Annotated in this window: 18 protein-coding genes and 1 pseudogene; 5 read left to right on the forward strand and 14 right to left on the reverse strand. The window is 36.2% G+C overall.

Going from position 1 to position 19,772, the window contains the following annotated elements:
- Positions 1–32: 32 nt before the first annotated feature.
- The 3 genes from argD to ppiA all read right to left on the reverse strand — a co-directional run bounded on the left by argD (position 33) and on the right by ppiA (position 2,886).
- Positions 33–1,250, reverse strand: a complete 1,218-nt coding sequence (argD, locus tag ABN099_RS13550) for a bifunctional acetylornithine/succinyldiaminopimelate transaminase (RefSeq protein ID WP_349464383.1) — start codon at positions 1,248–1,250, stop codon at positions 33–35.
- A gap of 117 nt (positions 1,251–1,367) precedes the next feature.
- A complete protein-coding gene (locus ABN099_RS13555) occupies positions 1,368–1,943 on the reverse strand; it encodes an aminodeoxychorismate synthase component II (RefSeq protein ID WP_349464384.1) in 576 nt (191 codons plus the stop codon).
- Between the two features lie 373 nt (positions 1,944–2,316).
- Positions 2,317–2,886 (reverse strand): peptidylprolyl isomerase A, encoded by a 570-nt coding sequence (gene ppiA, locus ABN099_RS13560; protein WP_349464385.1) that lies wholly within the window; start codon positions 2,884–2,886, stop codon positions 2,317–2,319.
- Positions 2,887–3,148: 262 nt separating this feature from the next.
- Between ppiA and yihA the strand changes: the two genes are divergently transcribed.
- Together yihA and def are read left to right on the forward strand one after the other, a co-directional pair.
- The gene (yihA, locus tag ABN099_RS13565; protein ID WP_349464387.1) at positions 3,149–3,781 is read left to right on the forward strand and encodes a ribosome biogenesis GTP-binding protein YihA/YsxC; all 633 of its coding nucleotides are present in this window, start codon (positions 3,149–3,151) and stop codon (positions 3,779–3,781) included.
- A 481-nt stretch (positions 3,782–4,262) separates the two neighbouring features.
- Positions 4,263–4,781, forward strand: a complete 519-nt coding sequence (gene def, locus ABN099_RS13570) for a peptide deformylase (RefSeq protein ID WP_349464388.1) — start codon at positions 4,263–4,265, stop codon at positions 4,779–4,781.
- Between the two features lie 141 nt (positions 4,782–4,922).
- Here def and polA read toward each other — a convergent pair whose 3' ends face one another.
- From polA to ABN099_RS13595, 5 genes are all read right to left on the reverse strand, one after another.
- Positions 4,923–7,721 carry a DNA polymerase I gene (polA, locus tag ABN099_RS13575; protein WP_349464389.1) on the reverse strand — a complete coding sequence of 933 codons (2,799 nt, stop codon included), beginning with the start codon at positions 7,719–7,721 and terminating at the stop codon, positions 4,923–4,925.
- 416 nt (positions 7,722–8,137) lie between these two features.
- Entirely contained in the window at positions 8,138–8,530 is a 393-nt protein-coding gene (locus ABN099_RS13580) for a SemiSWEET family transporter (protein WP_349464390.1), read from the reverse strand.
- 773 nt (positions 8,531–9,303) lie between these two features.
- Positions 9,304–9,927, reverse strand: a complete 624-nt coding sequence (gene dsbA, locus ABN099_RS13585) for a thiol:disulfide interchange protein DsbA (RefSeq protein ID WP_349464392.1) — start codon at positions 9,925–9,927, stop codon at positions 9,304–9,306.
- Between the two features lie 20 nt (positions 9,928–9,947).
- Positions 9,948–10,943, reverse strand: a complete 996-nt coding sequence (locus ABN099_RS13590) for a serine/threonine protein kinase (protein ID WP_349464393.1) — start codon at positions 10,941–10,943, stop codon at positions 9,948–9,950.
- Between the two features lie 14 nt (positions 10,944–10,957).
- Positions 10,958–11,227: a YihD family protein gene (locus ABN099_RS13595; RefSeq protein ID WP_064718130.1), complete on the reverse strand. Its 270-nt coding sequence runs from the start codon at positions 11,225–11,227 to the stop codon at positions 10,958–10,960.
- Positions 11,228–11,447: 220 nt separating this feature from the next.
- Here ABN099_RS13595 and mobA point away from each other — a divergent pair, with 220 nt between their 5' ends.
- Positions 11,448–12,038, forward strand: a complete 591-nt coding sequence (gene mobA / locus ABN099_RS13600; RefSeq protein WP_349464394.1) for a molybdenum cofactor guanylyltransferase MobA — start codon at positions 11,448–11,450, stop codon at positions 12,036–12,038.
- On the forward strand, positions 12,038–12,550 hold the full coding sequence (gene mobB / locus ABN099_RS13605; protein ID WP_349464588.1) for a molybdopterin-guanine dinucleotide biosynthesis protein MobB: 513 nt from the start codon (positions 12,038–12,040) through the stop codon (positions 12,548–12,550). Before mobA ends, mobB begins: the two co-directional genes overlap by 1 nt.
- Positions 12,551–12,588: 38 nt before the next feature.
- On the opposite strand, the gene ABN099_RS13610 is transcribed toward mobB, so the two are convergent.
- Both ABN099_RS13610 and ABN099_RS13615 read right to left on the reverse strand, forming a co-directional pair.
- On the reverse strand, positions 12,589–13,830 hold the full coding sequence (locus tag ABN099_RS13610) for a PD-(D/E)XK nuclease family protein (RefSeq protein WP_349464395.1): 1,242 nt from the start codon (positions 13,828–13,830) through the stop codon (positions 12,589–12,591).
- A gap of 151 nt (positions 13,831–13,981) precedes the next feature.
- Positions 13,982–15,640, reverse strand: a complete 1,659-nt coding sequence (locus ABN099_RS13615) for a glycoside hydrolase family 13 protein (RefSeq protein WP_349464396.1) — start codon at positions 15,638–15,640, stop codon at positions 13,982–13,984.
- 209 nt (positions 15,641–15,849) lie between these two features.
- On the opposite strand from ABN099_RS13615, the gene ABN099_RS13620 reads away from it, so the two are divergent.
- A complete protein-coding gene (locus ABN099_RS13620; RefSeq protein ID WP_349464397.1) occupies positions 15,850–16,830 on the forward strand; it encodes a LacI family DNA-binding transcriptional regulator in 981 nt (326 codons plus the stop codon).
- 25 nt (positions 16,831–16,855) lie between these two features.
- Here the strand turns inward: ABN099_RS13620 and ABN099_RS13625 are convergent, their stop codons facing one another.
- The 4 genes and pseudogenes from ABN099_RS13625 to ABN099_RS13635 all read right to left on the reverse strand — a co-directional run bounded on the left by ABN099_RS13625 (position 16,856) and on the right by ABN099_RS13635 (position 19,432).
- Positions 16,856–17,155: a helix-turn-helix domain-containing protein gene (locus ABN099_RS13625; RefSeq protein WP_349464589.1), complete on the reverse strand. Its 300-nt coding sequence runs from the start codon at positions 17,153–17,155 to the stop codon at positions 16,856–16,858.
- Positions 17,153–17,329 (reverse strand): annotated as a pseudogene (locus ABN099_RS19095) (type II toxin-antitoxin system RelE/ParE family toxin); the annotation flags it as partial. The pseudogene ABN099_RS19095 and the gene ABN099_RS13625, both read right to left, overlap by 3 nt.
- Before the next feature lie 141 nt (positions 17,330–17,470).
- Complete coding sequence (locus ABN099_RS13630) at positions 17,471–17,965, reverse strand: RidA family protein (protein ID WP_349464399.1); 495 nt, start codon at positions 17,963–17,965, stop codon at positions 17,471–17,473.
- 48 nt (positions 17,966–18,013) lie between these two features.
- On the reverse strand, positions 18,014–19,432 hold the full coding sequence (locus ABN099_RS13635) for an NAD(P)/FAD-dependent oxidoreductase (protein WP_349464400.1): 1,419 nt from the start codon (positions 19,430–19,432) through the stop codon (positions 18,014–18,016).
- Positions 19,433–19,772 lie beyond the last annotated feature (340 nt).

Here is a 19,772-nt window from a genome sequence, read left to right on the forward strand (position 1 = left end):
TAACGATGGGGTTTTTTAATCAGCATTAAGAGCTAGTTGGTTTTTACAAACTCAGCAACGGCTGCTTTCAATGCTAGCATCCCTTCTTGTAACTCGTCTTGAGTAATAATTAATGATGGCGTAAATCGCATTACATCCGCACCCGCATTTAGCATCATTAAGCCATGTTGTGCAGCAAGCCCTAATAGTACTTTTGCCTTTCCTGCATATTTAGGTGCTAATTCAGCGCCAATTAATAAACCCTGACCTCGAATTTGTGTAAATACAGAGTAGGTTTGATTGATGGCGGTTAATTCATCCACAATCCACTGATAACGCGTTTGCACACCATCAAGTAATGCTGGTGTATTAATCAAATCAAAGGCGGCATTTCCTACTGCACAAGCTAATGGATTACCTCCATATGTTGTACCGTGAGTTCCAACACCCATTGCAGAAGCGATCTCTTGCGTTGTTAACATTGCACTTAATGGAAAACCACTACCTAATGCTTTTGCTGTTGTGATGATATCTGGCATTACATCATAGTTCATATAAGCAAATAACTTGCCAGTACGCCCCATTCCAGTTTGTACTTCATCAAGCACTAATAGCGCTTGGTGCTTATCACACAGCTCACGAAGCCCTCTCATAAATTCAGGCGTTGCTGGTGTGACACCGCCTTCACCTTGAACTGGTTCTAACACCACAGCACAAGTGTGATCATCCATAACAGCCTTTACTGCTGCTAGGTCATTAAAAGGCACATGAATAATATCGGCAGGCTTAGGACCAAAACCATCAGCATATTTAGGCTGTCCACCAACAGAAACCGTAAACAGTGTTCTGCCATGAAAGGCATGATGAAAGGCAATAATTTTGGTTTTATAAGGGCTATGACGGGTTATTGCGTAATGGCGAGCTAGCTTAAAGGCGGCTTCATTCGCTTCTGCACCTGAATTCGCAAAAAAAACACGTTCAGCAAAAGTGCTCTCGATTAATTTTTGAGCCAAACGTAGTGCGGGTTCATTGGTAAAAACATTGCTGACGTGCCAAAGCTGTTCACTTTGCTCTTTAAGTGCTTGATTAAGCGCGGGATGGCAGTGTCCTAATGCTAATACGGCAATTCCACCAGCAAAATCGATATAAGATTTGCCTTGTTGATCCCAAACACGGCTTCCTTTGCCTTTAACTGGAATAAACTCTGCGGGTGAATAGATTGGCAACATTACTTGATCGTAAGTTGCCCGGTTGATGCTTTGTGTTGTCATTACCCCACCTGATCGATATTTATCTTTAATGTGAAAATATAATCACTAAATATGAATAAAAAATCAAATATGGTTTTGACTAAAAATGGATTATTTAGATAAAATAACGCTATCCATCTAATATTTAAGGAAATTATTTAATAGTTCATGCCCTTGTTCACTAAGAATACTTTCTGGGTGAAATTGCACACCTTCTATCGGTAATGTCCGATGCCGTATCCCCATGATTTCATCAACATTTCCATCATGTTGACTCCACGCAGTAACTTCAAATGGTACTGGTAGTGTTGCCGCATCAATCACAAGGGAGTGATAACGAGTTACACTTAAAGGTCGATTAAGTCCTTTAAATACACCTTGTTGATTGTGATGGATAAGTGAATTTTTACCATGCATCACTTCACGAGCTCTTATTACTGATGCACCAAAAGCCTGCCCAATAGCTTGATGACCTAAACAAACCCCAAGAATTGGGATTTCACCGGCAAATCGCTGTATAGCCTCAAGAGAGATCCCTGCGTCATCTGGAGTACAAGGTCCTGGGGAGATGACAAGATGTGCTGGCATCATCTTTTCTATCTCTTTAAGCCCAATCTCATCATTACGTTTAACAACAACCTCTGCACCTAATTCACAAAAATATTGATAGAGGTTGTAAGTAAACGAATCGTAATTATCAATAAGTAACAGCATATTAGCCTATCCGACTGATTTTTTTATCATTTTCTGTTTTATTGCTATTTTGAAACCGTTGTATCCCTGTCAAAATAGCTCGTTGTTTAACCGACTTGGGTACAACAAAGCCGATTATCATAGCACAGGTATAAGAAATGAATAGTAAGCAAGAAAATCTGCGGATTTATTGCGCAATAACAATAATGGCGGCAATGAGTGACAAATAGAGCTATTAATAGTGCAATGAATACTTATTACAGGAGATCACACGAAAAAAGAGGCAGTAAAAAATATTTTTTTCGTACTAAAAAACCCAGAATGATAAAGATCATTCCGGTTTATTAGTATGTTAACTTATTAGAATAAGTAAATATTCTATCCTAATAACACGTTATTTTTTGATAACTTCGGCAGATAAAATCGTTACCGTTTTAACTGGCACATTTTGATAAGGACCAATATTACGAGTTTGAACTTGTGAAATTTTATTCACAACATCCATACCATTTACAACTTTACCAAACACAGCATAACCAAAATCACGTTGGCCATGATCTAAGAAAGCATTATCAGCGACATTAATAAAAAACTGGCTAGTCGCGCTGTCTTTATCTGAAGTACGTGCCATCGCAATAGTACCTCTTACATTACGTAACCCATTATCGGCTTCATTTTTAATTGGTTCACGAGCTTGTTTTTGTTGCAAATCAGCGGTGAAACCACCACCTTGAACCATAAAACCAGGGATAACACGATGAAAAGTTGTACCGTTATAATATCCATCTTCAACATACTGAATAAAATTTTTCGTTGTGTTTGGTGCTTTTTTATTATCCAGTGAGAGTTCGATATTGCCTTCAGATGTGACTAATTTAACGAAGGTCTCTCCCGTTGCCATTGCAAAAGATGCTGTTGTTAAAGTGCAAGCGGTAACGAAGGTGACAAGAAAACGTTTTAACATGCAGGGATCCTTTACTTTAATAGTCTACAACTTACTTAATATGCAGCGATTCTAATTCGCTGGGCTAAATAGTGCCAATCATTTACTTTTATTTACGCTTAATAAACAAGTTTAGTTTATAACAGCAGAAATTTTAATTTTTAATCACTGTCATAACTGTCTAAATTGCGCCAAAATAGAGCAAGCAGATATTTATTCTTAATGCAGAGCCAATGCGAGTATGCATGAGAAGCAGCATTATTTCAGAGAGGCTTATACCATAATGACCCAATTTAACTACCAAAAAGCACATTTCATTATTAGTGCACCTGATATCAGTCATTTACCGCCAGATACAGGGATTGAAATTGCCTTTGCGGGTCGTTCCAATGCTGGAAAATCCAGCGCATTAAATGCACTAACTCAACAGAATGGTCTTGCTCGTACCAGTAAAACGCCTGGGCGTACTCAGTTAATCAACCTTTTTCAAATTGAAGAAGGCATACGTTTGGTTGACTTACCTGGCTATGGTTATGCGCAAGTTCCTGAAGAGATGAAACGTAAATGGCAGCGCTCTTTAGGCGAATACCTACATAAAAGAGAATGCCTAAAAGGTGTGGTTATCTTAATGGATATCCGTCACCCATTAAAAGATTTAGATATGCAGATGATTGATTGGGCTGTTGAATCTGAACTACCCACACTCGTATTGCTAACTAAAGCAGATAAACTGGCATCTGGTGCACGCAAAAAGCAATTAATGGATGTACGCAACGAGCTTTCAAGTAAATTAGGGGATATCCGTGTTGAGTATTTCTCTTCACTGAAAAAAATCGGTATTGATAAACTTCGTGACACTCTAAATGGTTGGTATTCTGGTACTTCCGAAATAAAGACAAGCAAAGATAACGCCTAAACACCGCAAGCTCACCCCATCTAGTACAACTCATCACTACAATAGGGGGAATAATATTTCCCCTTCAATTCTTAAATACTCTATTTGCCAAATTTTAGGCAAAAAAATGCCCCAGTCGAAATAAAGTCGACTGGGGCAGCTAATATTCAGCTAAATCCGATTACGTGAAGTAAAAGGTCTGAAAGATAGAACATCTTACCTCTGTACCCTACGAGAGATAATGTACTCCATTTTATTGGTTAATAAAAGCCCTTTTGTAATTTTTTTTCACGTGCCGACACGATTCAGCCAATATTTATGTATTCAAAATACGAATTAATGTAGCTTAATTACATATTTATGAGACTTTAATCACTTAGATGAATGTGATTAAAAATAGAACAAATCACACAAATGATGCGGTTTCTCCCTGCTAATTTTGTGGTAGTCTTATCGCGAGACTGTAGTAAATTTGTAAACTAGCGATAAAAATGAGGTATCCATGGCTGTATTAACGCTACTGCGTTTTCCAGATGAGCGTCTGCGCAGAGTCGCTATGCCGGTGGAAAAAGTAGATGACGAAATACGCACATTAATCGACAGCATGATTGAAACCATGTATGAAGAAAGAGGTATCGGATTAGCCGCACCTCAAGTTAATGTATCTAAACGCATTGTTGTTATTGATGTTTCTGAAAACCGAGATCAACCAATAGCCTTAATCAATCCTGTCATTGTTAGTACCGAAGATGAAGTGATGGATATGATGGATGGTTGTCTTTCTATTCCTGAATCTTTTGCACCTACAGAGCGTTTTCGCTTCTTAAAGGTCAAAGCATGGGATAGGAATGGTGATGATATTGAGCTTGAAGCCGCAGATCTCTTTGCGGGCTGTATTCAACATGAGCTTGACCATCTAGATGGTAAGCTGTTTATTGACCACTTATCTCCGTTGAAACGTCAACGCATTGAGAAAAAACAGAAGAAACTAAGCAAACTAACAGATACTCAAGTTGCTTAATTATTCACTTACTTATTTTTCATATCTTGAAAAATATTGAAACAAAAAGCTCAGCCATGATTTCAATGACTGAGCTTTTTTATTGCTAGGATAAAATAAAAGGGCACTATCACTAGCACCCTAAATTGATTAATTCTAAAACTAGTGTGCTTCATCCCAGTTATTACCAATACCGACTTCCACTTTCAGAGGAATAGCCAGCTCCATACTACTTTCCATTAATTTATGGATCATCGTATTAGCGGTATCTAAATAGGACTCTCTCACTTCGAAGACCAATTCATCGTGCACTTGCATTATCATATGCACATCATCAGGGCATTCATTACAAATCCAGTTATCAACTGCAATCATTGCTTTTTTGATAATATCGGCAGCAGTTCCTTGCATTGGCGCATTAATCGCTTCACGCTCTGACGCTTTACGACGGATTGCATTTTTTGAGTTAATTTCCGGTAGATACAAACGGCGTCCATCTAAAGTTTCAACATAACCTTGTGCTGACGCTTGCTGACGAGTTCGCTCCATATAATCCAACACACCCGGATAACGTTCAAAATAGAGATCCATATAACGCTGAGCCTCTCTGCGCTCAACACCAATTTGCTGAGATAACCCAAATGCACTCATGCCATAAATCAGACCAAAGTTAATCGCCTTAGCACTACGGCGTTGCTCTGAAGTCACATCATCTAACGCAATACCAAATACTTCCGAAGCAGTAGCACGGTGAATGTCTTTACCCTGAGCAAAGGCATCTAACAAACCTTTATCTTGAGATAAATGCGCCATAATGCGTAATTCAATTTGCGAATAGTCAGCAGCTACAATTTTAAAACCATCGCGAGCAATAAAGGCTTGGCGAATACGACGCCCTTCTTCATTTCTTACAGGGATATTCTGCAAGTTAGGATCGCGAGAAGATAAGCGTCCAGTCGCGGTAACTGCCTGATGATAAGAAGTATGTACACGTTTAGTTTTGCCATTAACCATTAGTGGCAATTTATCGGTGTATGTTGATTTTAATTTAGCAAGCCCACGATGCTCTAAAATTAAACGAGGTAACTCATGACTATGTGCTAGCTCTTCTAATACTTCTTCATTTGTTGAAGGAGCACCTTTTGGTGTTTTCTTAATCACAGGTAATTGCAATTTATCGAATAGGATTTCTTGCAACTGTTTTGGGGAAGAGAGATTAAACTCTTGATCTGCTAATTTAAATGTCTCTTTTTCAATTTCAGCTAAGCGCTGTGTAATTTCTTGAGACTGCACTGCAAGCACTTGAGCATCAATAAGTACCCCTTTACGTTCCATTCTGGAAAGTATAGGGACTAATGGCATCTCAATGTCTCTGTAAACGTGCTTAAGCGATGCAATAGCATCTACTTGAGGATATAACGCCTGATGCAACAATAATGTAATGTCGGCGTCTTCAGCGGCATATAGCGTTGCTTGTTCAACATCAATCTGGTTAAACGTCAGTTGTCCTTTCCCTTTGCCCGCAATTTCTTCAAAGGTAGTGGTTTTATGGTTTAAATGTTTTTCAGCCAAGGTATCCATATCATGGCGATTACTTACGCTATTAAGCACATAAGATTCTAACATGGTATCAAAATAAATTCCTTTTAATTCAATACCTTCATTTTCCATAATACCGCGATCGAACTTCAGATTTTGTCCAATTTTTAAGATTGATTCATCTTCCAAAACAGGTTTTAATGCCGCGAGAACGTCATCAACAGGTAATTGATCTGGTGCATCGAGATATTCATGACGCAATGGAATATAAGCCGCTTTACCCACTTCAACAGCAAATGACATACCAATTAAACGAGCATCAATATTATTCAAACTGTCGGTTTCAGTATCAAATGCAAAAGCTGGGGCTTTCTTTAAAATCTCAACCCAACGCATCAGACTTTCATGGGTTAATATTGCTTCATAATTCTCTTGTGTAATAACAGGAAAATCGGTTGATACTGGTGTGTCTTTTGTTTCTGCAATATCAGCAGTATAAGGCACTGCCGCTTTACGGTTACTACGCTGCGCTAACCATCCACCATTTTGTAAATCACTGATCCAACGTTTAAACTCATAACGCGTGAACATTTCCAGTAATTTATCTAAGTTAGGCTCATTAACCGTAAGATCATCAAACGTTTTATTCAGTTCAACATCTGTTTTTATGGTAGCGAGTTTATAGGAAAGCATGGCTATCTCTTCGTGATCTGCCATTTTTGCACCTAGCGTTTTTGCACCACGAAAACTTAATGTAGCAATAGTATCTAGTTGCTGGTAAATCTCATTTAAACTACCAATACCTTGTAAAAGACCTAACGCCGTTTTTTCGCCAACGCCCGGAACGCCCGGAATGTTATCTGAAGAGTCCCCCATTAAAGCAAGAAAATCGATAATTAGCTCAGGTGGAACACCATATTTTTCTTTAACTTCATCAGGACCAAGGATCACGTTAGTCATTGTGTTTATCAGGGTGACATTCGGCGTAACTAATTGCGCCATATCTTTATCACCTGTACTAATTAATACATTTTTACCCTCAGCCGCAGCTTTTAATGCTAGCGTACCGATAACATCATCCGCCTCAACACCGGTAATAGATAACAGAGGCAAACCCATTGCTTGCACCATTTCATGCAAAGGTTCAATTTGTTCACGTAAATCATCAGGCATTGGTGGACGATTAGATTTATATTCCTCATACAACTCATCACGAAATGTTTTGCCTTTAGCATCAAACACAACCGCAACGTGGCTTGGCTTATATTGTATGATTAGGCTACGCAACATGTTGAGCACACCATACATGGCACCAGTAGGCTCGCCTTTACTATTTGTTAGCGGAGGAAAAGCATGGTAGGCACGGTAAAGGTATGAGGAGCCATCCACAAGGATAAAGGGGTTTTCTGCTATCTGGACCATAATCTGTTCATCATTGTTTTGAGGTTCATTAATATGACTAGAATGCCACAATGCGGTCCAATAGACGAATATTACCTGTTCTTAAAATTAGGCATTGCGCATAAATAAAGCATTCTATTCCTTTATCTACACCTATCAGAACGCAATCATCAGAAAATTATAGATAGCTATTATAGATCGGCAGTATGATATTAAATAAAACCAATCGGAGTAATAATTCTCTCCACACTATAAATAAAAATAAAAATAAAAATAAAAATCACCCTAATCAAATTAAGTTCAGGGTGATAAAGTCATTTATTTGAATTTTTAATTATCTTAATAACGCTTATTTTTAGATATCTGTTATCAATTTTATTTGAAATCATATTAGAAATTCAATTTTTTTAATCTTTAATATACATCTAGGAATAGTATTAAATAATTGCAGTTAAACATGCAATCGCACCAAAAATAATACCAGGAGCATTTGCAATAGCAACGGGGTACTCTTTACTTTTCACGCCATAAAACGTCCAGAGAGAACAGTTAATCGCCGCAACAAAAGGCTGAAATGGACTAGTTTTAATACCATTAAGATTATCAACTATTTGTGGAATATAAGAAATATACATACCACAAGCAGTTACTGTTGCTATCCAACTAACTAATGTGATGGTATTGATTTTTGTTAAGTTGGCCGCTTTGGTAGATAGTACTTTAAATAATCTAGCTATCTGGCTATTTAAAGTACTAGCTAATGTTCTTGTAGTATTTTTGGTTGTTACGTTTATTAATGTAAGATTTTCTGTATCAGTATCGGTTTGCATTAAGCCTCCGTTTTTCGCTAGCCAGTGATTGCCCTCACTTAAAATATTATTTCTATTATTCTGGCTATATATTGTAATTTATATAAAGTGTTATTTTATATTTATACACTTTAATAAAGTATGATTTTTCAATTTTTATTGATATATCTCTTTAGCTTTATTGTTTTAACATAATTAAAATAAAGTTGTCAAATCACAGAATAATTTTTACCCATATCTTATATCAATGAATATTTGATCTTGTTTTACACTATTATTACATTCATTAGTTTGATTATTAAAATAGCCTAATATTATAATTTATCGACTAGGTATTTACTCTTAACCTTATGTTAATTTATTAATCTAAAAAGAGTTTTTCTTCTCTTACTTATGCCGCTTTATTTTAAAAAATAACAATAGAAAAACATTCACTTTCTGTATAACAAATACACACTGTCACACTCAAGTCACATTGTATCTATTTTCTTTCTCGTCTTTTTTCTCAAAAACACAATAGCCTGTGGATAACTCTGTGAGTATTTTTGTAACTCCATCTATATTAATGAGTTATCCATATTTTCATTTCATTAACATAATTAAAAAATCAATGACTTAGCTGTTTTTTTCGAAAAAAATAAATTAATGAAACAAATAGTAGATAATGTGGATAGTTATATTATGACAAAAATATGAACTCAAAAAAAATAGCACTCAAGAAAAATGAGTACTATTTTCATATACGATATCTAAATAATTATACGTAGTCTTTATTAAAAAAACTTTGTTATATCTTATTTTTTTATCAGTAACTGATTAACAATATCAGAGTATGCTTTTGCATATTCTTCAGGTGACTTCGCGCTAATGCCGTCATTTTTCATTTTATATTTTCCACCAATGATCATTGCAGGAACACCATTGATTTGAAAATCAGCAACCGCATTTTGTTGTTGGCTGACTAATGAATTAACTACAAAGCTATTGATTGCTGCATCATAATCTTCAGCTTTAACACCAGCATTAATAAAGGTATTACGAACATCATCAACAGAACGAATAGATTGAGTTTCTTGAATGCCTTTAAATAGTGCTGGTGATACTTGATCTTCAACACCTAATGCTATCGCAACAGCCCAAGCACGTGTCATATCCTTTCCTAGAGGTCCTAAGAAATCAACATGATAACGTACCATTTTAGCATTTTCTGGCACATTCTCTTCAACCGTGCTGTTTACTTTATAAACTTCAGAAAACTGATAACAGTGGGGGCAATAAAAAGAGAAAAACTCAACCACTTCAGGTGCGCCAGCGACTGACTTTGAAAGATTGGTATATTGCTTTCCTTCAGAAATATTAGCAGCAGAAACACTAAATGCTAACACCATACTTGCTAACGCTAGCCAAATTTTTTTCATTTCTAATCGTCTCCTAAAAATTAATACATTGGGCTAAGTTGCAACGGAGGTTCATTTAATTGCTCCACTTGCCCCTTAAATAATGCGAGTTGTTTAAACCAAAAATCAGGTTCCTGAAACCAAACAAAAGCCCTAGGAAAAGCAGGATCATTCCAGCGTTTAAGTACCCACGCAAGATAATGTACCATTCTCATTGCTCTTAATGGCTCAATTAATGACAGCTCTTTTAAATCGAAATCCTGATATTCATTATAAGATTCAAGGAGGGTATCTAACTGTATAATTTGCTCTTGCCTAGAGCCATTTAGTAACATCCAAAAATCTTGTATTGCTGCCCCCATACGGGAATCATCAAAATCAACCATTACGACTTCATCACGCCACAATATATTTCCAGGATGGCAATCCCCATGTAAGCGTAATATTTTCCATTCTGGGTTCTCTATTTTAGAACTCACCAGATGAATTAGTTTATCTATCACCTCCATAAATTGAGGTTTTAGACTATTTGGAACTAAATGACTCTTCTCAAATTCTAATTTTGGTATTTTCAGATATTCTGTAATAGAAATCGTTGGGCGGTATTGATAATTATTTTTTCTACCAATCTGATGAATACGCCCAAGTGTTCGTCCCACTTCTTCTAACTGAAAAAGATTATCTGTTTCATACGCTCTTCCACCAATACTTGGGAATAGCGTAAAATAGAAACCACCATCAGAAATATGCACTGTTTCGCCGTTAATTATTAAAGGCGCCGCCACAGAAACCTGGGCTTCTTTTAGTGCTAAAACAAATTCATGTTCTTCTTTTATCTGTTGATAAGACCATCGTTGAGGACGATAGAATTTAACCACATAACGTTGTCGTTGTTCATCCATAAACTGGAAAACACGATTTTCATAACTATTTAGCTCGGTCAGCCCTGATTCAGGATAAAAACCAATCTTAATTAGTGCATCCCAAATGTTATCAGGCGAAAGTCCCTGAAAATTAAATGAGGCAGACATTTCCATGTTCTATCCTGAGGTTAATCTTTAATTACACCACGAGCACGTAAAATCGCGGTTTTAAAATCTTCTTCATAATCTTTTTTCAATCCGGGAATAACATCTGTTGCCGCAGTTCCACGCATTTTCAGATGATAAATTAAAATATCATCTGTCAGATCAGATAATTGACCTTTATAACCCGCTTCATCTGCAAGTTTCTGCAATAATTGAACTAGGTTTAAATCTGAGTTCTCTTCCCAAACTGGGTGCAGTAATTCCATAACCTCATTAAGACGGTGACATTTCATACAAAAAATCCTTATTATTAAAACCAACAACAAAGTATCAAGTATTATCCGATAGAAAAAGAAAACCTCTGTCAATCTGAGTAAATATTACGCTTTTTTGATCAAAATTGCTGTTGCTTTACATGAAATACCAATAAGTAAGTGCTTTTTATTACTATATCGTTTTTACTTGATAAATATCGTTCGGAATTTTTAGCTGATTCATTCACAAATATTGAATATGAAAAATAAGAATATTACTGGCGGCATACTTGCTGGCGGTCAAGCAACCCGAATGGGTGGTGTTGATAAAGGGCTACAGATCCTACATGGAAAGCCTTTGTATTGGCATATTGCTCAGAAGCTCGCAACACAAGTTGAGACCATCTTAATTAGTGCAAATCGCAATATTGAGCAGTATCGCCAAAGCCATTATCCCATTATTACAGATGAAACAACCGAGTTTGCAGGCCCTTTAGCGGGGATGCTGGCATTATTAAAACATGCTAAAACCCCATGGGTGGCATTCGTTCCCTGTGACGTTCCCTATTTTCCATTAAATTTAGTTGAAACACTATACGCTCAAAAAGGGGAGGCAATAGCTGCCTATGTTAATGATGGAGAACGCGAACATCCCACTCTTGCCTTATTAAATCGTCGTATAATTCCTACACTTGAGGCATATTTGGCTCAAGGTGATCGCAAATTAATGCTGTTTATGAAACAGATAAATGCTCGACCTATTTTATTTGCTGATCAAGCAAGTGCTTTTGTGAATTTAAATACCTCCGACGATATTCAAAAAGCCAATAAATTAAAACAACAGGAGTGATAACAGTGGCACATCTACCTCTTTTAGGCATTACCGCATGGAGTGGTACAGGCAAAACAACACTCCTTAAAAAGCTTATCCCTGAATTACGCAAAAAAGAGATCCGTGTTGGTATGATAAAACATACTCACCATGATATGGATGTCGATAAACCAGGAAAAGACAGTTATGAGCTTCGTAAAGCAGGTGCTGACCAAACCTTAGTGGCAAGTCAACAACGTTGGGCATTAATGACAGAAACACCTGAATTACCTGAATTAGATTTGTATTATCTTGCTTCTCGCTTTGACGCTAGTAAGTTAGATTTAATCTTAGTTGAGGGTTTTAAAGGCGAAACAATCCCAAAAATTGCACTTTATCGCCATATCAATGAACGTGATTTTAATAACTTGCTTGATGAGCATGTTATCGCTGTTGCTAGCGATTGTGAGTTAAAAATTGACTTACCTTTGCTCGATATTAATCGACCAGAAGTAGTAGCAGAATTTATTGCGGGTTGGTTGAAGAAATAATAATACGGGTAGTGGGCGATAAAAGCCCACTCTTAACATCACTCTAGTAATTCTAAATCAAACTCTTCACTAATGGTTTTAATAATAGTCACGACTTTTTCAGCCATACTCTCTTTACCAAAATCTCGCAGCATTAGCCAAATATGATCATCTACATTCCAATTTTGAGGAATACCGAGGCTTTCTTGCGAATAAGCACTCCAAGGATAATATTCATATTGATTTTCCATCTCAAGATAATAGTGAGGCAAGATCCTCTCTAACTCATTTTTAATTTCCTGATGATTTTTATATTTATCTTTTTTAGATACTTCATCTTTGCGTTCAAATCCCCAAAAGAAATCTCTTAAATTAGGGCTTTCAAATTGAAATACTAAATAATAAAGACTGTCATCATTAAAATCGATATAGAATCCACAATCCCGTTTTCCTTTTCTAAAAGCCTCTTCTTCAAAATTTATTTCTAATGGTAGTTTTTTAGTTTTATCAACAAGATAATCTATAAATTCTTTCATTATTGAGGATTTAATACATTCAATACTTTTAGAAATTAATAGCGCTGAACTAATGGCATCATTATCTTCTAAAATTTTCCCTATAATTTCGTCTTGTAGTTCCATATCTAGCTCGTAATTAATTTCTGATTTAATAAATTTCATAATAGATTCAATAAAAGCTTTTACCTGAATAGATTCTATTTTATAGCTACATTCCTCTAACCACTTTATTAGTTCATAATAAGTAATATGTTTAATATTATCTTTTATCTCTTTTTCTGTGTTTTCAGCCAAAGAATAATCACTATATTCAGAATTGCTTAAATAGAAAAGGATCCATTTTTTTCGACTTCGCCCTGCTTTTTTTTTCAGCCAGCAGCCATAATCATATAACTGATTCTCTTCATCATCAGCCCAGGGTTTATTTTCAATACCGATGAGTAAATCAGATGTCTCAATAAAGATATCTAATCGACGATACCCTTTATCTTGCTCAACAGCTTGTTCAACACCAACAGACTTTATGTTCTGATATTTATATCCTTCAAGAAAATGCTGATAAAAACAGTGAATAAAAAGAGTCTCTTGAGCATGCGTCTCCTTAGGATTTAATAGGAATGCCAAGCATTTCGAAATCGCATTTTCATTTATTTTAAACAAAGAAAGAGGAGAAAAATCGGGGCTTAATTTTTTATAGTAGCGATTTTTAGCTTTATCATAAGATTTTCGTTCAGTTGTAATACGTTGAATGACTTTATAAATAATATCTGGGGAAATATCCATCACTTCTCTTTTAGTATATCAACAAGGTGATTTAGTTTATGTTTAACATTTACTTCTAATTTAAACAATATCACCAATAAAGTAGAGTTAATGGAAAGATTAATTAAATAGGCTCTAATAGAAGCGTAGAGCCTACCCATTAAAGCTATCTTTATTTAAAGATAACCGCCTGATAAGGTTGAAGTACTAAAGCATCTTGTTCATCTTTTACTATTGGGCTGTTAGATAAATAAATTTGCGCGGCACTCACTGACAATTTTTTTACATCATCACTAAAATTACAAAAAATATTTACTGATTTCCCTTCATAAGTACGCTGAAAAGCAATCACATTTACAGGTGAAGCCAGCGGCGAAAACTCGCCATAAATTAAAATATCACTAATTTCTGAGTGTCGTCTTAATGCAATTAATTGTTGATAATAAACAAACAGTGAATTTTTATCTGCAACCTCTTGTTCTGCATTAATATCCATATAATTAGGATTAACTTTTAACCATGGCTTTCCGGTGGTAAATCCGCCACTAGGCTTATTATTCCATTGAAATGGTGTGCGCGAATTATCACGGCTACGTTGATTAAAATATTCGATTATTTGCTTATCGCTATACCCTAATTTTTTACCCCATTCATGCAATTTGAATACATGTAAATCATCATGCTCTTCCAGTGTCATTGGGCAATTAGTCATACCGATTTCTTGCCCTTGATAAATAAATGGAGTGCCTCGTTGCGTTAATAAAAATGTTGCTAACATTTTGGCACTGATAGGATTAATAGCGCCTTTGGGTAGAAATTTATTTAATGAACGTGGTTGGTCATGATTTTCAAGATAAGGAGCCCCCCAACCAACACGCTGAGTATCTAATTGGCTTTTGATAAAAATGGGTTTTAATCTTTCACCCGTAATTGGGTTTATGGTAAAAAGTTTTTCATTACGAATATCGAGATCGGCAATACTAAAATCAAATACCATTGAGAAATAACCATTTTCGCCCACATAAGCACGCAAATCTTTTTCTGGCACATCTATTTCAGCCACAGTCATACTATTGGCAGGTTTAAAGGTATTTTCTGTTAGTTCGGTTAAAAACTTATCAATACCGGGTTGATTTAGTACCCACGGAACTAAAGAGGCTGAGCCATCATCTTTATCTGGCTCAAATTGATATTCAGATAACGCTTCTGGTGACTTTTTTAAATTACCAATGGCATCAATGCGAAATCCTGCGACACCTTTTTTAATCCAAACATTAATCATCTCGATAATGTCTTGGCGTAATTGTGGATTCTCCCAATTTAAATCAGGTTGTTCAGGGCCAAAAGAGTTAAAGTACCAACGATTAGTATTAGCAACTCGGCTCCAAACTGAGCAATCAAAATAAGTACGTAAGTTATTAGGAGGTGTGGGTTTATCCCACTGTTTGAAAATATAGTAATCCGCATAAGGGCTATTAGGATCACTTAATGCCGCTTTAAACCAAGGGTGTTCATCAGAAGAGTGATTTAAAACTAAGTCTAATAATATTTTTATATCACGCTTATTGGCTTCGCTAATAAGTTTATCTAGTGCCTTATTATCCCCAAAAATAGGGTCAACCGTTGAATAATCAGCAATATCATAACCATTGTCTTTCATTGGTGACTTAAAAATAGGGCATAGCCAAATAACATTGATTCCTAGTGACTGAATGTAATCTAGTTTCTCAGTTATCCCAGCCAAATCGCCGATACCATCACCATTACTATCATAATAGCTCTTAGGATAAATTTGATAGACAACGGCTTCCTTCCACCAAGTACTAGACATATCCACCTCATAGGAGTAATAAAATAATTATGGAACTGTTCCATAGTTTTACTATAAGCACTAAAATTTGGCATAAGTGAATAAACATACAAAAATGTGAAATAGCTCATATTAAAAAAACACAATTACCTCAATAACTGTGGGTTTGACATAATCACATTGAGATATATTAAGAATTCAATTTACCTAAAGGAGCAACTGCATATTCAATGTCTGGGATCCGTGATGTCGCAAAAAAAGCCAATGTCGCCGCAAGCACTGTTTCAAGAGCACTAAATAACAGTGGTTACGTTTCACAAACTGCACGAGAGAAAATAAGAAAAGCCGTAGAAGAGTTGGATTATATTCCTGACACATGGCTAAGAAACTTATATCAACAAAAAAGTGCTGTTGTCGGGGTGATTATTAATAGCCTTGAGTACCCTTATTTTGCGACGGTAACACGTTTTATTGAACAGAAACTCGCTGAAAATGGCTATAGCATGATGTTGTGTGCAACTCAAAATAGCAAAGTACGTGAGCGTATTTTCTTTGATATGCTAAAACGCGGTCAAATTGACGGTATTATTGCAGAATATCTGGTTCTTGATGATAAAGAGTATCAACATATTCAAAAGCCAGTGGTGACTTTAGATAGACACCTCACTGATATTCCTTTGATCTGTTCCGATCACGCAACTGGCGGTAAATTAGCAGCAGAACATCTGATGCAAAAAAAATGCAAAAAGATCCTTTATATTGAAGATAACTCTAGCTACCTTTCATCTACCCCCTCTTACCAAAGTTGTTTAGCATTCAAAGAAACACTGCTCAATACTGGAATAACGCTAATACCATGCAAAATTAATTGGAAAGAAGAAGAAAAAGATTATTTTCATACTTTTGCTAAAAAAGCACTGACGCTTTATCCCGATATAGATGCTATTTTTGCTGCAGATATTCCGGCTATGGCACTTTTCAATGAAGCATTAAGACGAAATATTGCGATCCCACAGCAGTTGAAGATTGTGGCTTATGATGGCAGCCCTTGGTTAAAGCAAACACTTCGCCAGTTAACCTGTATCGAACAACCTTTTGAACAACTTGCTGAAAAAAGCGTAGAGGCCATTACATCTCTTATTGAAAATAAAGAGATAACAGAAAATATGACTGTATTACCCGTTAACTTTATTCAAGGCGAAAGCAGTTAACTGCTTAAATTTAAAATCTATTAACTTAAAAATGTAATGACACACGCTTTCCTGTTGGCAGCGTAACATCAATAATTAATTCACCACCCAATGCGATGACATAGCGCTTTAATGTTGAAAGACGTGGGTCATTATCTGGTTGCTCAATTTTTGCTAATGTGGGTTGCTTCACGCCCATTTCATTCGCTAATTCAGTTTGGGAAAGATTTAACTCCTCTCGCAATTGACTAAGTAATACATTTTGTTTTAAGACTTCGACTTTTTTTAATATTCGTTTTTGATTTTCGGCGCTTTGTTTCGCCATCAATTCTTCTAAAGTAGACATTCGCGTTTCCTTATTTGGATAATATGAATCATTAACGGTATCAACATATGGGCGACCTAACTGAGGACCAAATTCTTTTAATAATAACATCGTCGCTAATATGTCATTTTTTAATGACTGATTTTGTGTATTAAACCAATGATCGAAAACATCCGTTGTTTCAATATTCCACATTACTGCATCCCTATAGCTTAAAGGCTATATATAGCCTTTAAGCTATGAAAGCAATAAAAAAAAACGCTAAAGAAAGTCTCCCTTCTCTAGCGTTTTATCTATTTAGTCTTAATTCATGACTGAATTAAATACTAAGAACCCTTATTTGGCTGGGCGAACAGCAATAACTTCAATCTCTACACGCCAAGCTGGATTAGCCAGTTTTGCAATTTGGAATGTTGAGCGAGCTGGCAATTGGTCAGTTTTCGAAGCATCGAAGTACTTAGAGTAACCATCCATAAAGCCTTTAAAATCCATCTCGCCTTTATTTTCATCGCCACCGACTAAGAAGACTTGCATTTTAACAACGTCTTTCATATCTAGGCCAAGTTCATTCAGGTGAGTTTTGATTTGCTCTAATACACTGATTGTTTGCTCTTCAGTATTACCATAAGATGCCAACACACCTTCTGGTGCATCTGCTGATTTCTTAGCAGGTACTTTACCACTTAAGAAAACCAGATTATTACCAGCACTCACTTCAACTGATTCTGAAATAGGCATGCCATTTAATTTATGGTGCACAACACCCTCTGCATTCGCACTTGCTACACCAAAAACAAAAGGCAGAGCAACAAGTAAACTTTTATAGCGCATAGAAACTCCTTAACGTGTTAAATATACAGTAAAACAAGGATTTATTTACTACTTAAAGCGATCCATACTAAATGGTGTAGGATCAATAATCGGTGTCTTACCCGTCACAATATCTGCGGTCACTTGACCTGCAGCAGGACCTTCGGTCATACCCCAAACAGTTGCGGTATTGATAACCAGTCCTGGGTATTCTTTAACTTCAGAAATAATTGGCAGTTCATCTGCTGTTGGGCTTACTACCGCCCCCCAACGTTCAACAACTTGCGATTTTTCAAATACTGGGAACTCTGCTTTCATTCTTTGGAATACAGCATCTAAGTGCTCAGTATTTTGAGTTGCCGTTGCAATACGATATTGTTCAAATGGCGTTTTCTCATCCAGTTTCCAAGATGTTGGCATTTTGAATGAGTTAAACAGGTCATCACCAATAGAGAATTCTAATGGAAGCTCACCACCCGCTAATAAATGCAGGAACTTAGGTCCTAACAGGAAGCTATCTTTAACAATTGAGCTGGTGAAGATACGTGGTGCAACAGCATAAGTACCATCGGCTTGTTCACGGAAGTGAATGCCATTTGGTAAATGCACATTACCACGAGGTGCGCCAGGAACGCCTGATACACGTTGTTGAGATAAGTAAACATTCAGTGTTGGAATATCAACACCCATATTACCCATAAATAAACGTGACCAGATACCACCAGCAAGAACAACATTTGAGGTTCTGATAGAACCTTTTTCGGTTACAACATCAGAAATTTTACCACCCGCAGTTTCAATTCCTCTTACTGCGCAGTTAGTGTAAATCTTAACGCCAATCTGTTTAGCATATTGCGCTAATACAGGTGTACCCGTTTCTGGGTCAACGGAACCAGAGTCTTCTTCAAATGCAGCAACAGTCCAAGGTGTTTGAGCATCAACTAAACGTTTAGATAATTCTTCTCCCTTAATAATTCTTGTATTTAATGGGACGTCAAATCCAGCGGTTTGTTCTGCTTGTTTAATCCACTCTTGGGCGCTTTCAAGTGCTTTCTCATCAGCAAGTGCTTCTACACGACCTTGGGTACGATAACTGGTGTCAGCACCAATTTTTTCATTCATACCGCGCCATAAGATTTTCCCGTAATGGTGTAATGGGAAAATTTCAGGTGATGTTTTATAACTAATAATTTGGCTGTATGCACGACCAGATTGTTCACCTGCAATCTGACCTTTTTCTAAAACAGTGACACTCATGCCACGTTCAGCAAGGTTAATAGCGGTCATGATACCTTGAATACCACCACCAATAATTACTGCATCAGATTCTTTAGGCAGAGCACCTTCGGTACCTTCTACAAACAATGCTCTTGATTTAGCTTCAACGAATTTACCATCACGGCGAACCATTGGAACTAAAGCTGCACCACCGGCTAATACGCCCGCAGCACCAACACCTAAAAGCAGTTTTCTCCTTGAAATTTTCATCTTCTACCTCAGTAATGGCCTTACCATTTATATTGTTATTAGGCTGAATATTAGAATACTTATGATACCAATAATTTATTATATTGTTAACAAATATAATAATTTGTTAACCATATTTAGTGATAACAATAACCATATATATATTATGGTTACGTAATTAGGTGAGTTATGTAAAATATCATTAATGAGGGATGAACTATGCTTAGAAAATTATTTTCTATCTGATGATAAATAAAGGAAATATCCACAAGGGAGGAGAATTTAGCAGAAAACGCGATTGTGTATTTTATTAACAATTTGCAACAAAGAAGCAAGAAATGAAGTAAAGATTTGTTTACGA

Origin of the sequence: Proteus hauseri (assembly GCF_040139125.1) — a bacterium.
GTDB lineage: Bacteria > Pseudomonadota > Gammaproteobacteria > Enterobacterales > Enterobacteriaceae > Proteus > Proteus hauseri_B.

Excerpts from the sequence above, each read along its gene's own strand:
- ABN099_RS13595 (WP_064718130.1), bottom strand. The coding sequence starts at position 11,227 with ATGAAATGTCACCGTCTTAATGAGGTTATGGAATTACTGCACCCAGTT.
- ABN099_RS13610 (WP_349464395.1), bottom strand. The coding sequence starts at position 13,830 with ATGGATATTTCCCCAGATATTATTTATAAAGTCATTCAACGTATTACA.
- yihA (WP_349464387.1), top strand. The coding sequence starts at position 3,149 with ATGACCCAATTTAACTACCAAAAAGCACATTTCATTATTAGTGCACCT.
- ABN099_RS13635 (WP_349464400.1), bottom strand. The coding sequence starts at position 19,432 with ATGAAAATTTCAAGGAGAAAACTGCTTTTAGGTGTTGGTGCTGCGGGC.
- mobA (WP_349464394.1), top strand. The coding sequence starts at position 11,448 with ATGAAAAATAAGAATATTACTGGCGGCATACTTGCTGGCGGTCAAGCA.
- ABN099_RS13620 (WP_349464397.1), top strand. The coding sequence starts at position 15,850 with ATGTCTGGGATCCGTGATGTCGCAAAAAAAGCCAATGTCGCCGCAAGC.
- polA (WP_349464389.1), bottom strand. The coding sequence starts at position 7,721 with ATGGTCCAGATAGCAGAAAACCCCTTTATCCTTGTGGATGGCTCCTCA.
- dsbA (WP_349464392.1), bottom strand. The coding sequence starts at position 9,927 with ATGAAAAAAATTTGGCTAGCGTTAGCAAGTATGGTGTTAGCATTTAGT.
- ABN099_RS13615 (WP_349464396.1), bottom strand. The coding sequence starts at position 15,640 with ATGTCTAGTACTTGGTGGAAGGAAGCCGTTGTCTATCAAATTTATCCT.
- def (WP_349464388.1), top strand. The coding sequence starts at position 4,263 with ATGGCTGTATTAACGCTACTGCGTTTTCCAGATGAGCGTCTGCGCAGA.
- ppiA (WP_349464385.1), bottom strand. The coding sequence starts at position 2,886 with ATGTTAAAACGTTTTCTTGTCACCTTCGTTACCGCTTGCACTTTAACA.
- argD (WP_349464383.1), bottom strand. The coding sequence starts at position 1,250 with ATGACAACACAAAGCATCAACCGGGCAACTTACGATCAAGTAATGTTG.
- ABN099_RS13580 (WP_349464390.1), bottom strand. The coding sequence starts at position 8,530 with ATGCAAACCGATACTGATACAGAAAATCTTACATTAATAAACGTAACA.
- ABN099_RS13555 (WP_349464384.1), bottom strand. The coding sequence starts at position 1,943 with ATGCTGTTACTTATTGATAATTACGATTCGTTTACTTACAACCTCTAT.
- ABN099_RS13630 (WP_349464399.1), bottom strand. The coding sequence starts at position 17,965 with ATGCGCTATAAAAGTTTACTTGTTGCTCTGCCTTTTGTTTTTGGTGTA.
- ABN099_RS13590 (WP_349464393.1), bottom strand. The coding sequence starts at position 10,943 with ATGGAAATGTCTGCCTCATTTAATTTTCAGGGACTTTCGCCTGATAAC.
- ABN099_RS13625 (WP_349464589.1), bottom strand. The coding sequence starts at position 17,155 with ATGTCTACTTTAGAAGAATTGATGGCGAAACAAAGCGCCGAAAATCAA.